This is a genomic window from Kineothrix sp. MSJ-39 (genome assembly GCF_018917935.1).
In the GTDB taxonomy this organism is placed as follows: Bacteria; Bacillota; Clostridia; order Lachnospirales; family Lachnospiraceae; genus CAG-194.
The window spans coordinates 292,049-306,467 of the sequence record NZ_JAHLPN010000001.1; the positions used below are offsets into that span (position 1 = coordinate 292,049).

A 14,419-nucleotide genomic window follows, 5' to 3' on the forward strand; every position below is an offset into this window, starting at 1 on the left:
TCTATAAAAACAGGATTTTTTGTATCATACCTTCTATCTTCATTTCCTCATTTGTATAATATTCCACATGGAGACGCTTTCCCTGAAACTGGATCCTGCATCTGCCTGTGGCAATGACCACGGATTCATCCGTGCACTCCAGAATTCCCTTATAATTTTCTATGAATGCTTCTTCCTGTCCTGTGATGCTGACAAGGGCTTCTCCCTTTGCCAGATCCTTTGGCAGGCGCAATGTATCGGAAATCTGTTCTTTTGTCTGTGCAAGTAATTTTGATCTCTTCATACTGCATTATATGCGGTATTTCCGCAGAAAGAACCTAGGAGATCACCTGTTTGATCAGCGGACTCTCCTCTGGTTTTTCCGCGCCGATCGTAATTGCCTGTAAGAAACGCTCCTTTGCCTGCAGAAGTTTTTCCGGATCGTTGGCATAGATCGTAGCAAGGCTCTCTCCCGCCTGCACCGGGTCTCCCTTCTTTTTATGCAGAACAAGACCGACAGCCGGATCGATCGTATCTTCCTTCTTTTCTCTGCCGCCGCCTAAAAGCAGGGAGCAGATACCCACTTCATCACATACGATCTTCTGTAAAAATCCGGACTCTTTGGCACAGACCTCTTCCCGGATCTTTGCCAGCTGAAACAGGGACGGATCATAAATATACGCCGGATCTCCGCCCTGCGCCTTGATAAATTCCGCCAGCTTTGTGAGCGCGCTGCCATCTTCTATCGTCTGCCGCAGCATTTCTTCTGCCTGCCCTTTTGTCTCTGCGATACCGCCCGCAAGCAGCATATAACTACCCAGTGTCAGACACAGCTTCGTAAAATCTGCCGGGCCTTCCCCTTTCAGCGTCTGTATCGCCTCAATCACTTCCAGTGCATTTCCGACTGCATACCCAAGCGGCTGATCCATATCGGTAATGACCGCGATCGTCTTTCTGCCCGCACCGTTTCCGATCTCTGTCATTTCTTTTGCCAGGCTGACCGCATCCGCTTCCTGTTTCATGAAAGCACCGCTTCCTGTCTTGACATCCAGCACGATCGCATCTGCCCCGCAGGCTAACTTTTTGCTCATGATGGAGCTTGCGATCAAAGATATCTGATCGACCGTCGCTGTCACATCCCTGAGCGCATACAGCTTTTTATCCGCCGGTGCCAGATCCTTTGTCTGTCCCATAATCGCAATTCCGATCTCATTGACATTTTTCTCAAATGTATCGATCGCAATATCCGTATGAAAGCCCGGAATGCTTTCCAGCTTGTCGATCGTTCCGCCCGTATGTCCCAGTCCTCTGCCGCTCATCTTTGCAACTTTACAGCCGCAGGCTGCCACCATCGGTGTCAGTGCCAGACTTGTTTTGTCTCCGACACCGCCCGTACTGTGTTTGTCTACTTTTACGCCCGAAATACCGGACAGATCCAGCATGTCCCCGGAATGTGCCATGGAAAGGGTAAGCTGCAAAGTTTCTTCTTTTGTCATGCCCTGAAAATAAATTGCCATCATCATGGCAGACATCTGATAATCCGGAATATCTCCCTTTGTATAGCCTTCTACCATATAAACGATCTCTTCCGGTGAAAGCACTCCACCGTTTCTCTTTTTCGTGATCAGATCATACATTCTCATACGCGTTCCTCCCTTTCATTCCATACATTCCCATTTTTGCTTCTCTTTTAATCCAGCAGACTCATGACATATGTTCTTGCCGGCGTTTCACTTACCTCGATCATAAAGATCATCCATCCTAACGGATTCAGTTCTTTCTGCAGGCTGTCCAGTAAAAATTCCGTCAGATTTTCCAGTGTCGGATTGACCGCTGTAAACGGTTCAAAATCATTGATGACCCGGCTCTGATACTGATGCAGAAATTCCTCTACCTTTTTCTCTACCTGATTGAACAAAACAAGCCCACTGCTCATCTTCGCTACATGCAGCACGATCTCCCACGTATGCGGATGTACCTCTCCCCTTGTTCCGTCAATATAGATCGCATGTGATGCATTCAGGTAAAAATTGAATTTATACTGATTCTTCGGAATACTTTCCAGATCCAGCACTTCCTTCTCTTCCTGCTGATTCTTCAGCATTTTCGCTTCTTCTGCCTTTTTTTCCGCAAGCTTGTTCTTTTCCACTTCCTGCTCCAGCAGAAGCTGCTTTTGCTGCAGTTCTCCTGTCAGCCTTGCGATCTTTCTTCTGCCCCTGATCTGGATAAACTGCAGATAATATACGATCATAACAAAACAGACCGCAGCAATGATACCGTACATCAAGATGTGCATATACATCATATCATATCCTGTGATCATTTTCACATAATCTTCTCTGACACAGACACCTACCGTATAACCGTTTTCCGTCTGAAAGACAGATGTTCTGTACACGCCCCTGCTGTTTTCCAGACGTTTCATATACGTTGTCAGATCAAGCTGCTGTGCCTCCACTGTATTCATTTCCGCAGTGTTTTTTACAAATAAAAGCTGTCCATCCTTTTCAATATATACAAACTGACTGGAAGATGTTTCAAATCCTTCCTCTATATTTGCGATCAATCTGTCCAAATAGGTATCTGCCGGCTCTGTTTCCGTCTGCAATACGATATTATAAGCAGTCTGCTGTTGCTGCTGTAAATAGGTATTTAATCCATTTTCAATCAGCGTCTCCATTTCCAGCTTCATGATCCAGACAAAAAGGATTCCCAGAAACAGCGTACCAAAGGTCAATATAAAATTAAACGGACTGTCCGTCCTGCGCAGTTTCCTGTTTTTCTTCATGTTTTTCTTCCTTATTTGTTAATTTTTTTAACCCCTTATGCCACGAGATCAGCCATGCAAAATCATGGCAGACTATGTGCTTTACCTGTCCCCATTCTTCCTTCCATGTCTGCGTACGCCAGGCACCGGTTGTTTTGATGCTGTTTAATATGCCTGCCATACGGAACCAGTAGATCACAAAATTGTAAAAAGGCAGCAATAACAGAATCAGTACGTTCCGGGCATAAAACCTGCGCAGTTTTTTGTCATACCCCAAATATGACAAAATATTCAAATAGTATAAAAATGCCGACAATACATATAAAATGTAGATCAGCACAAGTGAAATCAAAATAAAGGAAAACGGATAATTTAAAAAAGTCAGGCAGATCAGCGCAAAATACCAGATCATACGCGGAAACGCAAAGGTATGGTCAAACATGATGACTCTTGTCATAAAGTTTGTCAGAAATCCCTTTACCACACTGCCTCTGTCCATAAACATATGGGCAACTTCCAGTTCTCCTCTCTGCCAGCGCTGTCTTTGCAGACAGAGCTTTTGCAGATTTTCGATCGGATCCACGAAAAAGACAGCATTTTCACAGATCGCGATCTTCTGGTGGAGCAGTTTCCGTACCTGAAAGGTAACATGTGTATCCTCACAGACTGTCTCTGTATTATATAACTGAGTCTTTAATATCGTTGATTTCCGAAACGCGGAAAACGCACCTGACATTGTAAAGATACTGTTCAGCTCCGCTTCAAAGTTACGGCCTGCCAGAAACGCCTGTGCATATTCATAAAATTCCGTCTTCTGGAATATACGCCGGAACGGATTTTTCTCCGCTTTAATCATTTCCGGATTCGTCAGGATCGTCCCCGTCATACAGTGCAGCTCATTATGGGACTCAAACCGCTTTACCAGGTTGGAAAGTGCCTGCGGATGCAGGATACCGTCCGAATCGATATGGATGATATATTTCCCTTCTGCATGAAACAGTGCCATATTTAAGGCTCTGGATTTTCCCTGCTCGGAATTCATCCATTTCAGATTCATCTGCGGATGCTCCTTCTGATAGGCTGTATAGATTTCAAAGGAATTATCCTTACTGCCGTTATTGACCAGCAGGACATCCAGCTGCTCCGGTTGATAAGCACTGTTCCTGATCGAGTCCAGACAGGCATACAGAGTATCTGCCGAATTATAGACCGGAACGATCAGCGTAACAGGCGGATAATAGGTAAGCGGTGTGTCCTTTTTATACAGGATACGCTTTTTTACGAGCAGGAAGAAACCTGCAACTGCCGGTACGATTTCCATGATCAGAGGAATAATGATCCAGGATACCCAGAAAACAATTTCATTAGACAGAAGTGTCAGTATTCTTTGCATAACGGAATCCTCCAATCTTCTGTTTTACAATCTGCGATCTGGTAAAAATATAATAATAGAGGATCACAGACAAAGTATAAAAAATAATTCTGCCAACGATGGTATGTGCAATATAATACGCATCATTGCCAAAATAGTAGATGGTTGTACAGATCACAAATAACCGGATAATGTTGGCAAAAAAGATCATCATACAGCCCAAAACCGATAAAATAATGCGCTGCATCCAGTCATATACCCGGAAAAAGGCAAGCATGGAAACATATGCCATCATCTCGATAATACCGGAACATTCATAGTCGATACACAAAGAAATGGCTTCCCTTCCATGCTGCACAAACAACATACTGTATTCACTGTAAGACTCGTAAAAGCCTGTCATTCTTCCTATCACACCTGCAGCGGAGCATACCAGACTGGTCAGTGGCTGGATCGCCACCGGCTGGATCCACATCATCATAAACACAAAGAGTCCGACACTGCCCCAGATAAACTGATAAAAATACAGCTTTCCCCGCGTAAACACAGACAGCAGGTATATCCAGACAAGAAAGCAGACTACTGTAAAAATCGTCATGATTTCTGTAATCCTTTCTTTTTTCCGAGAAGTCCGAATAAAACAACCGCTCCTGCCATCAGCAGAATACTGAAAGATGCACCTGTGGAAGTTCCTACCATTGTGACTTTTCCACCACCGACATTAGGCATGGTCACTTCTACTTTTGCACCACTCGCGATCGTTCCCTGCTCAAGTCCCATCAGCTTCTCCACCTCTGAGATTTTCATTCTGACCTCAAACCGGTCATTCGGATCTCCGCTCGATACTGTAACTGCAGCATCCCCCCAGCTGTAAGCCGGGTAATAGGTGAATGGGCTGAGCCCTGTATAAATACCGTCTTTGCTTAAATTGACATTCTTTCCCCAGTCAATTCCGTTTCTGTCCGCTGTTGGATATCGCAGAAAGAACGGAAGCTGTTTTCCGTTTACGTGTAAATAATAAGCATCTATCGGAATAGGGGAACTGTAAAGCGGATGCATTTCCACATAAAGATACATATACTCCCCATCCCGTACCAGTGCAGCCTGATTATTACAAAGCTGGTTGTTACTGTAATAGGTGATCATTGTCTTGGGAATTCCTTCCCAGTCATCATAATAGCCGTCGATCGTGATCCCACCTGCGGCTTTTGCCTCTATACAGTTTACCGGCACAATTGCTATTATAACCAAACAAGACAGAACCAGACTTGCTATCCTATGCTTCCAATTTTTGTTTTTCTTTTGTATGCTCTTCATTTTCCTCATTCCTTTTCATGTCGTATTTGTTGATTCCCCACAAAAATAATAAGATCAAAATGATGCCCACAAGGCTTACGATCATCCCCTGTTTCAAATACGGATACTGCAGCCGGATCACCGTTGTACCCTTTCCGACAGATACCAGATACCAGTCTACGGTAATCTCTCTGTCAGGATGAAAAATATCATAATAGGCAAGCGCCGTATTCGTATTTTCATAATCTGTCTGTATTGTGATCGTATCACGATCCTGCACAATTTCAAGCGGAACAATTTCCCGTTTTGGAATTGTCTCTCTGTCTACGCCAAGCACCTGTTCCAGAAGTACGTAAACAGTTTCATCTCTGGTAAGCTGCAGATGATACGGCAGATTCATTGCCAGAAATGTGATATTTTCATAAGCAGATACACTTCCCACATAAGGAAGCACCCGTTCTCCGACTCTGACAGTTCCATCCACCCGATTTAGTCCGTTCAGATATACAGTATTCCAGTCTGCATCTTCTGCCGAAAACTCCTGCGGCGTATAACTCTTATCCAGATAAGTCAGTTGTCCATAAGTATCTTTCAACGTAATGCTCTGGGCTGTCACGCCCAGAAAGGTTGTAACACCTTTGGCGTCATTTGTCGAAATATGGTTCATATCTATTATGATATGCACACCGGCATCGGAAAGCTTCTGCAAAAGTGTTTCTGCGATCTTTTTGTCTTCATAAGTAAAATCGGACAGATAGATCGTTTTATAAAGAGATAGTTCGTCAAATGTATAGTGATCGATACAGGCATCCGACAATTCTTCAAAAGCCGGAAATAACCTGGCAAGATCCGCACCGCCGCCACCGATCGCAGCAGCCTCATACGTTGTGACCGTTCCAAACTGCTCCGGTGTATCCACTGTGTACAGCAGATAATCCGCTCCCTGTTCCTGCAGGCTGTAACCACTTGCTTTTGCCGCTTCCGTTACTGCCGGAATATCCTCTTCCTGCTGCGGCAATAAGGCGATCCGAAGAAGCACCGTATCATTGCCCATCAAAAGGCATCGATCAAACAGATAATAAAAATCGCCCTCCGCGTAAGCACTGTTCAACTGTACGATATTGACTGCCGTCGCCGCGCCCTGCCATGCCCAGCCAAAGGTATAATCCTTTGACGGCTCCACGGCCGAGATCATATAAGCGGCAAATGCGCCATAACTGCTCAGGTCAAAAAGTGCCAATCTCTGTTTCGTCAGCTCTTTTGCCTGTAAAATACCATAATTTTCCGCACGCCGCATCTGCGCTGCACTGACATTGGTTACCCGGTCTGCCTTCTCCGCATACAGATAGAAACGCGCCGGATACAGATCCACCAGCAGGATCATACAAAGTGCGATCAAAACCCTCTTTCTGGCATTCTTCCAGAGCAGAAATGCCATAAACGTAAACCCAAGTCCGACCGGAATAAAGCGGATCATCCAGAAAAACTGATGAAACGGCACTTTGGAGTAAAAATCATATAAGGAATTTGTCGTGGAAAAGAATAAAAACAGTCCCGTGATAAAGCCTGCTTCACTCTTTCTGCCTGCAAACAGCATACCAATGATCCCCACGATAAAAATACCGATCCCATAATAAAAGGTTTCCAGTTCTCCGCTGTATCTGTCCGCAGGATTCAGGGACGTGAATCCATCCGCAAAAAAATCCCGCATAACCTGTGCGGTTCCTGCCTCACTCATTCCCATCAATCCACCGCGCAGTGCCGGTACAAGCCAGATACCGATCAGAAGGAAGGAAAGTACCATTCCGGTGAGCAGAAAAATACCGCGCCAGATCCGCTTATTGCAGACCGCATCAAAACAGACAAACAAGAACGTGGTAATACCTACCATTGCCGCTATCATCAGATGACACAACGCAATAAGTGCCATCAAAAGAATAACTGCATACATGGCTTTTGTCCGTTTTTCCTCTAAAAACTGCCAGATCGCATAAAGCAGATACGGCAGCAGCGTTGCCACGACCGCACGCGGAATATTACCTTCCGCAAACAGAACACGCATATTATCCGGCAAAAGGAACCATGCCACCCCCAGAAAAGCTGCCAGATACTGCTTCTGATAACGGACACCGAACATAAGCCATCCACAGGCACCCAGCACAAGCAAAACACCCAGAAACAGAATGTAGCTGCTCATCAGATTTCCACCCGTCAGAAACAGACACCCCGCCAGCATATACAACGGAACAGGTGCCCAGTAACGCATCAGTTCAATGCCGTTATACCAGCTTGCATCATACAGAATATACCAGTTTCCTTCTTTGATTCCTTCGTAGACCAGACGTCCGCGATACATATGGTTCAGCGTATCCGATCCGCGCGGATAAATGCCTGACTCCGTAACGGTATACATCATGACCGCGGCGCTGACCAAAATAAAAAGAACGGCTAGCAGAGTCTTCTTCCATCCGTTTCCGGCTATACGAACCCCACTATCTGTTCTTTCATGATCACCCATTGTTTTCTGCTCTGCAGCTTTTTCGCTGCCTGCTGCATCCTCTACAGCTATCGCTGTCTGCACCTTTTCTTTGCTTTCCGCAGTTTTTTCCTTCTCTTTTACCCCATTTTCTGCGGACTTAATCGTTATCGTAGATTCCTGTACCTTATCCTGTAAATGAAGATCTGCAATTTCATGCACCCGGTTGATGCTTGCATCATATAATTCCTTTGTAACGGAATACGTGCGTACCGGCGTTTCATAAATATCAAGCCGCAGCAGGGATAACTCATCCTGCAGCACCTTGGTCAGCTCTTCAAAAAATACATTGCCAATGTTTTCCAGTGTCGTGTCACCATTTTCAAATCCGTGCATCTCATCGAGATACCGGTTCTGAAACGGTGACAGCCAGCTTTCAATCTTCTGCTCGATCTCCTGATACAGCTCCATTTTCCGCTGTGCTTTCAAATAAAGCACAATGGAGAATGTATGCTGATGTCTGCCGGCTTTGTCACCGATTACATTGGAATGTTCCGCATGTAATTCAAACTTCAGCTTATAGATATTCTGTCCCATACGTTGTTAAAAAAATGTTCTTTCTACCTTTTTATTGATCATCTCAATGCCTGCTTTCAGATCGGGATGTGCTTCCAGAATCTCTTCTGCTTTATCCCGCTGCATCTCATTGATGCAAAGTGTGCATTTTGATTTTTCCCCTCCTGCGAAAACCCTCTTAAAAAATGAAACATCATCCCATTTTTCATAATAGGAGATCCGTTCATCTAAAAATAACCGTTCCAGCTGCTTCTTGACGTTCAGATCCGTAATTGTACAAAATTCCACTTCATTATGTACCTTCACATCAGCAAATGATATATCTGCCATTTCTTTCACCCGTCTTTTCTTTTAATGTCATGAGGGATTCCCTCTCTTAAACACTTCCCTTAGCATACCACAAATTCCCCTGTTTGGAAAGTACCAAACTTTAGGAATGCTTTTTCATTGCCTTCTCTGCTTTGATCACTTTCTGGAATTCCTTGATATCTTTTGCGATCTCACCGCTCAGTGCCAGCAGGCAGATCAGGTTTGGAATTGCCATCAGCGCATTTGCAATATCGGAGAAGTTCCACACGATCTCCAAAGAAGTCGTTGCACCCACATAAGCGATCAGAGAAAAGATAATACGGTAGATCATATTATATTTATGCGTACCAAGCAGATATTCAAATGCTTTTTCTCCATGATACTCCCAGCCTAAAATGGTGGAGAATGCAAATAATGCGATACCGATGCAGACAAGCCATGCGCCCGGCGTTCCGAGTACAGTCTTGAAAGCGGCGATCGTCAGATCTGCACCTTTATACAGTTCGCCGGTATCCGGATTGACTGCACCAAGCATACCTGAGCTTGCGATGGCAAGACCTGTGATCGTGCAGACTACGATCGTATCCCAGAAAGTACCTGTCATATTGATATAGCCCTGTCTGACCGGATGATCGGTTGTTGCTGCAGCTGCTGTAATGGCTGCGGAACCCATACCTGCTTCATTGGAGAACACGCCCCTGGCAACACCAAAACGCATCGCGTTCATCATGGATGCTACGATCGTACCGCAAAGTCCGCCGCCCACTGCTTTGACGGAAAATGCCATCTGGAAGATCATGGATACGCCAGCCGGAAGATTTCGGATATTACCAATAATAATGATCAAACCTGCGATCACATAGAAGATCGCCATAAACGGTACGACTACACTCGATACTTTTGAAATAGATTTGATACCACCTACAATAATAAGAAGAGCCAGTGCTGTGATCACAATACCTGTCACTGCGACCGGTACATGGAAAGTCGTCTTTACTGATTCCGCAATGGAGTTCGCCTGTGTCAGGTTACCGATACCAAAAGATGCAACAACTGCAAATAACGCAAACAGCCAGCCAAGGACTGCACCCAGCTTTTTGTGCTTAAATGCTTTTTTCATCGTATACATCGGTCCACCGGACATTTCGCCTTTTTCATTGACTTCTCTGTACTTGATCGCCAGCATACATTCGCTGAACTTGGAAGTCAGTCCAAAGCATGCACTGATCCACATCCAGACAAGTGCACCCGGTCCACCGGATACCATCGCCGTTGCAACACCAACGATATTACCGGTTCCGATCGTTGCGGCAAGTGCGGTTGTCAGGGCAGAGAACGGAGAAATATCGCCGCTTCCTCTTGTCTTCTGTCTTGCCTCTTTACTCAATGTGCTTTTGATCGCATATCCCAGATTCCGCCAGGTCAGAAATCCTGTCCGGATTGTCAGGAACACACCGGTTCCGACTAACAGGATCAGCATCACCGGCCCCCACACAAAGTCATCGACTGTTACCAGCACCTCTGCCAGTTTTTCCATAAATCCATTCATACTTCATCCTCCTTGTTGTGTATTCTTCATTTTATGCTTGTATTTTTCTTAATATTTGTATTGTTTCCTTCTCAGACTCGAAAATCCTGCCGCTACTTTTCTCTTCTTTCAGACTCGAAAATCCTGCCGCTATCGCGGCAGTCGCGCTTCGCGCTTTCTGATTTTTTCGTTGTACGTTCGGGTGAACCCAAATACATGCTTCGCATGTGCTTGGGTTCCTTCCTCACTACAAAAAGAGGACAACACGTATGTGTTGTCCTCTTCGACATCATTAGTATATCTTATATAATTTTGTGCGTCAAGTGCTATTTGTGATATGGTTCTCCCGCAATGATCCGATAGCTTCTGTAGATCTGCTCAAGCAGGATCACTCGCATCAGCTGATGCGGAAATGTCATTCTGGAAAAGCTGAGCTTATAATCCGCTCTTTTCAGCAGGCTTTCATGCAGTCCCAGAGAACCGCCGATCACAAACTGGATCTGGCTTTTTCCTGTAATCCCAAGCTGATCAATTTTTTGTGCCAGCTCGACCGAATCAAGCTGTTTTCCTTCGATCGCCAGTGCGATCACGTAGGCATCTTCCCTGACATGGCGCATAAGACGCTGTGCTTCTTTTTCCTTGATCTGCTCACAGACAACCTCTGAAGCACGATCCGGTGTCTTTTCATCCGCCACCTCTATGATCTCCAGCTTACAGTATTTTGACAGCCGTTTGCTGTATTCCGCTATCGCATCCCTGAAATAGCTTTCCTTCACTTTGCCGACCGATAATATGGATATCTTCAATATTACTTCCTACTTCTTACTTTCTATGCGCAGTATCTATTCTTCCTCTTCGGAAACCTCTTCCTCAGATCCCTCTGCAGCTTCTTCCTGTGCAAGCAGAGCTTCATCATCTTTGCTGTACAGCTCTTCATACCAGTCATCTGCCAGTTTTTCCAACAAAGCCGGCTCCAGTCCACCATAATGGACCTCCAGAAATTCTTTGATCAGTGCCAGACGGCTGTAATAGATCTGCGGCATTTCTTCCGGTTCTCCGGCGAGCTTGATGTCGATCACTTCTCTTGACATATGCTGTGCCAGAAGATCCATGATCTGTTCGATATTTTTCTGTTCTTCCTCTGCAATACCCAGATATTTCTTATACGTCTTTATGGAAGAAAATCCCATTGCAATAAACACAAGGAACATCGTTGCCATAATAGCAGAAACAAGATATTTTCCAAGGCCGAATAAATGGATCGGCAGATAATCCAGCACAAGCAGTATGATAAAGACAAGTCCGAGTCCGCCAACCAGAATCAGTGCGATTGCACTTGATTTTGCATCCTCAGCCTTATTGTTCTTATCTTCATAAAGTACTGCCGGCTCCGGTGCCTGCTGTTCTTCCTGCGTTTCCGCATCCGCACCGTCTTCTGTATCTGCATCCATGCCCATCGCAGCTCTTCTTTCTTTTTCCTGCTGCTGCATCATTGCCTGTACATAACTCTGCAGATAGGCTGTCGCACGCTCTGCATGTTCCTCTGTCACATACAGCTCAAATTCATCTTTTCTCTGACCCGGTCTGACAAAACATTCCACGTCCTTTGACTGCAGAAGCTCCGCCATCTGGTTCATATCATATTCTGCTCCCGAGATCAGGGCTCTCGGCCCCTCCTCGAGAGAATCTACAAGGTCTACATCACAGTCATTACAATGTGTGTAGCCCTCTCTGTATTCATTTTTACATACGGGACACCAAGGCATATCCGATTCCTCCCTACAGGAAATTATTTCTGTGACAGGTACTCATCGATACCCTTAGCTGCAGCCTTTCCTGCGCCCATGGCAAGAATAACGGTTGCTGCACCTGTAACCGCATCACCACCGGCATAAACACCTTCTTTTGTTGTCTTACCGTGTTCTTCATCCGCGATGATACATTTGTATTTATTGACTTCCAGTCCTTCTGTTGTAGAAGAGATCAGTGGATTCGGCGAAGTACCGAGTGACATGATGACTGTATCCACATCCATCACAAACTCAGATCCTTCGATCGCTACCGGTCTTCTTCTGCCGGATGCATCAGGCTCACCAAGCTCCATCTTTATACATTTAATGCCGTTTACCCATCCGTTTTCATCGGATAAGATCTCGATTGGATTTGTCAGAAGGTCAAAAATGATGCCTTCTTCTTTTGCATGATGTACTTCTTCTACTCTGGCAGGAAGTTCTTCTTCACTTCTACGATATACGATATGAACTTCTGCACCAAGTCTTAAAGCCGTTCTGGCAGCATCCATTGCTACGTTACCACCACCGACAACAGCCACTTTCTTACCGTGCATGATCGGTGTATGGGAATCTTCCTTGAATGCCTTCATCAGGTTGCTTCTTGTCAGGTATTCATTTGCGGAGAATACACCGTTTGCCTGTTCTCCCGGAATACCCATGAATTTCGGAAGACCTGCACCGGAACCGATAAATACGGCATCAAAGCCTTCTTCTTCCATCAGTTCATCAATCGTTGTGGATTTACCGATAACAACGTTTGTCTCGATCTTGACACCGAGAGATTTTACATTTTCGATTTCCTTAGCCACTACTTTTGTCTTTGGCAGACGGAATTCAGGAATACCGTATACAAGTACGCCGCCTGCTTCATGTAATGCTTCAAAGATCGTTACATCGTAGCCCATCTTTGCCAGATCGCCTGCACAGGTCAGACCTGCAGGACCGGAACCGATGACAGCTACTTTTTTATTCTTCTTTTCTTTTGCAGGAGCCGGTTTGATCCCATGCTCACTTGCCCAGTCAGCTACGAAACGCTCCAGTTTACCAATGGAGATCGGCTCTCCCTTGATGCCACGGATACATTTGCCTTCACACTGGCTTTCCTGTGGGCAGACACGTCCGCAGACAGCCGGCAGTGCACTGGATTCATTGATAATATGATAAGCTGCTTCAAAGTTACCCAGCTTTACCTGCTCGATAAATGCAGGAATATTGATGGATACAGGGCAGCCCTTCATACACTGTGCATTTTTACAGTTGATACAACGGCTTGCTTCTTCCATTGCTTCCTGCTCATTATAGCCAAGACATACTTCTTCAAAATTTGTTGCGCGAACCTTTGGATCCTGCTCTCTGACAGGTACTTTCTTTAATACGTCCATTACTTGTCACCTCCGCAATGACCACATCCACCGTGATGTGTATCACCTTCCTGCTGTTTTAATAATGCTCTGCCTTCTGCAGTTTTGTAGATCTGCTGACGCTTCATCGCCTGATCAAAGTCAACCAGATGTCCATCAAATTCAGGACCGTCTACACAGGCAAACTTCACTTCTCCGCCAACAGTCAGACGACAGGCACCACACATACCCGTTCCATCTACCATGATCGGATTCATGGAAACGATTGTCTTAATGCCAAGCTCTTTTGTTGTCAGACATACAAATTTCATCATGATCATCGGACCGATCGCAACGCAGACATCATAAGATTTGCCTTCTTTTTCAACCAGATCCTTCAGTGTATTGGTTACCATACCGCTTCTGCCGTAGGAACCGTCATCTGTTGTGGGATATACATTGCCCGCAACCTTTTTCATTTCCTCTTCATAGATCAGCAGATCTTTATTTTTTGCACCAATGATAACATCTGCTAAAATGCCCTGCTCATGGAGCCATTTTACCTGCGGATATACAGGGGCTGTTCCAAGACCACCTGCTACAAAGATGATCTTCTTTTTCTTAAGTTCTTCTATATCTTCCTTACAGAATTCGGAAGGCTGTCCCAAAGGTCCAACGAAATCATGGAAGAAATCTCCCGCCTTTAAGTCTCTCATTTCGTTTGTACCGGCGCCGATCGTCTGTACCACGATCGTGATCGTGCCTTTTTCTCTGTTATAATCACTGATCGTAAGCGGAATACGTTCTCCGTCTTCTCCTGTTCTTACAATGACAAACTGTCCCGGCAAACATGCTTTGGCAACTCTTTTCGCTTCCACCTCAAAGAGATAAATGTTTGTCGTAAGTTCTTCTGCTCTGACAATTTTATACATTTTCTTCCTCCTCTAGTTCATTGACCCGCAGGTCCATATCTTTCTTATAGT

13 protein-coding genes are annotated in these 14,419 nt (G+C 45.1%); all 13 read right to left on the reverse strand.

The window, feature by feature from the left end; genetic code table 11:
- Position 1 precedes the first annotated feature (1 nt).
- The gene (locus KQI22_RS01375) at positions 2-283 is read right to left on the reverse strand and encodes a YabP/YqfC family sporulation protein (protein ID WP_216550282.1); all 282 of its coding nucleotides are present in this window, start codon (positions 281-283) and stop codon (positions 2-4) included.
- 34 nt (positions 284-317) lie between these two features.
- A complete protein-coding gene (locus KQI22_RS01380) occupies positions 318-1,622 on the reverse strand; it encodes a pyrimidine-nucleoside phosphorylase (protein WP_216550283.1) in 1,305 nt (434 codons plus the stop codon).
- A gap of 47 nt (positions 1,623-1,669) precedes the next feature.
- Entirely contained in the window at positions 1,670-2,767 is a 1,098-nt protein-coding gene (locus tag KQI22_RS01385) for a 6-carboxytetrahydropterin synthase (protein ID WP_216550284.1), read from the reverse strand.
- Complete coding sequence (locus KQI22_RS01390) at positions 2,724-4,139, reverse strand: TIGR03111 family XrtG-associated glycosyltransferase (protein WP_216550285.1); 1,416 nt, start codon at positions 4,137-4,139, stop codon at positions 2,724-2,726. The genes KQI22_RS01385 and KQI22_RS01390 overlap by 44 nt, the downstream gene beginning before the upstream one ends.
- Entirely contained in the window at positions 4,111-4,716 is a 606-nt protein-coding gene (gene xrtG, locus KQI22_RS01395) for an exosortase family protein XrtG (RefSeq protein WP_216550286.1), read from the reverse strand. The genes KQI22_RS01390 and xrtG overlap by 29 nt, the downstream gene beginning before the upstream one ends.
- Positions 4,713-5,369 carry a Firmicu-CTERM sorting domain-containing protein gene (locus KQI22_RS01400; RefSeq protein WP_216550287.1) on the reverse strand — a complete coding sequence of 219 codons (657 nt, stop codon included), beginning with the start codon at positions 5,367-5,369 and terminating at the stop codon, positions 4,713-4,715. Before KQI22_RS01400 ends, xrtG begins: the two co-directional genes overlap by 4 nt.
- A gap of 25 nt (positions 5,370-5,394) precedes the next feature.
- Positions 5,395-8,487 (reverse strand): 6-pyruvoyl-tetrahydropterin synthase-related protein, encoded by a 3,093-nt coding sequence (locus tag KQI22_RS01405; protein ID WP_216550288.1) that lies wholly within the window; start codon positions 8,485-8,487, stop codon positions 5,395-5,397.
- Positions 8,488-8,493: 6 nt separating this feature from the next.
- The gene (locus KQI22_RS01410) at positions 8,494-8,796 is read right to left on the reverse strand and encodes a hypothetical protein (RefSeq protein WP_022005121.1); all 303 of its coding nucleotides are present in this window, start codon (positions 8,794-8,796) and stop codon (positions 8,494-8,496) included.
- A 100-nt stretch (positions 8,797-8,896) separates the two neighbouring features.
- Entirely contained in the window at positions 8,897-10,324 is a 1,428-nt protein-coding gene (locus KQI22_RS01415; RefSeq protein ID WP_330623206.1) for a sodium:alanine symporter family protein, read from the reverse strand.
- Positions 10,325-10,629: 305 nt separating this feature from the next.
- Positions 10,630-11,109, reverse strand: coding sequence for a 23S rRNA (pseudouridine(1915)-N(3))-methyltransferase RlmH (gene rlmH, locus KQI22_RS01420; RefSeq protein ID WP_216550289.1), 480 nt, complete (start codon positions 11,107-11,109; stop codon positions 10,630-10,632).
- 36 nt (positions 11,110-11,145) lie between these two features.
- Positions 11,146-12,069: a hypothetical protein gene (locus KQI22_RS01425; protein WP_216550290.1), complete on the reverse strand. Its 924-nt coding sequence runs from the start codon at positions 12,067-12,069 to the stop codon at positions 11,146-11,148.
- 23 nt (positions 12,070-12,092) lie between these two features.
- Positions 12,093-13,478, reverse strand: a complete 1,386-nt coding sequence (gene gltA, locus KQI22_RS01430) for an NADPH-dependent glutamate synthase (RefSeq protein ID WP_216550291.1) — start codon at positions 13,476-13,478, stop codon at positions 12,093-12,095.
- Positions 13,478-14,368 carry a sulfide/dihydroorotate dehydrogenase-like FAD/NAD-binding protein gene (locus KQI22_RS01435; protein ID WP_216550292.1) on the reverse strand — a complete coding sequence of 297 codons (891 nt, stop codon included), beginning with the start codon at positions 14,366-14,368 and terminating at the stop codon, positions 13,478-13,480. Before KQI22_RS01435 ends, gltA begins: the two co-directional genes overlap by 1 nt.
- Positions 14,369-14,419 lie beyond the last annotated feature (51 nt).

What these genes read in the sequence shown, in the direction of transcription:
- KQI22_RS01375 (WP_216550282.1), bottom strand. Translation starts at nt 283, where the DNA reads ATGAAGAGATCAAAATTACTTGCACAGACAAAAGAACAGATTTCCGAT.
- KQI22_RS01380 (WP_216550283.1), bottom strand. Translation starts at nt 1,622, where the DNA reads ATGAGAATGTATGATCTGATCACGAAAAAGAGAAACGGTGGAGTGCTT.
- KQI22_RS01385 (WP_216550284.1), bottom strand. Translation starts at nt 2,767, where the DNA reads ATGAAGAAAAACAGGAAACTGCGCAGGACGGACAGTCCGTTTAATTTT.
- KQI22_RS01390 (WP_216550285.1), bottom strand. Translation starts at nt 4,139, where the DNA reads ATGCAAAGAATACTGACACTTCTGTCTAATGAAATTGTTTTCTGGGTA.
- xrtG (WP_216550286.1), bottom strand. Translation starts at nt 4,716, where the DNA reads ATGACGATTTTTACAGTAGTCTGCTTTCTTGTCTGGATATACCTGCTG.
- KQI22_RS01405 (WP_216550288.1), bottom strand. Translation starts at nt 8,487, where the DNA reads ATGGGACAGAATATCTATAAGCTGAAGTTTGAATTACATGCGGAACAT.
- KQI22_RS01410 (WP_022005121.1), bottom strand. Translation starts at nt 8,796, where the DNA reads ATGGCAGATATATCATTTGCTGATGTGAAGGTACATAATGAAGTGGAA.
- KQI22_RS01415 (WP_330623206.1), bottom strand. Translation starts at nt 10,324, where the DNA reads ATGAATGGATTTATGGAAAAACTGGCAGAGGTGCTGGTAACAGTCGAT.
- KQI22_RS01425 (WP_216550290.1), bottom strand. Translation starts at nt 12,069, where the DNA reads ATGCCTTGGTGTCCCGTATGTAAAAATGAATACAGAGAGGGCTACACA.
- gltA (WP_216550291.1), bottom strand. Translation starts at nt 13,478, where the DNA reads ATGGACGTATTAAAGAAAGTACCTGTCAGAGAGCAGGATCCAAAGGTT.
- KQI22_RS01435 (WP_216550292.1), bottom strand. Translation starts at nt 14,368, where the DNA reads ATGTATAAAATTGTCAGAGCAGAAGAACTTACGACAAACATTTATCTC.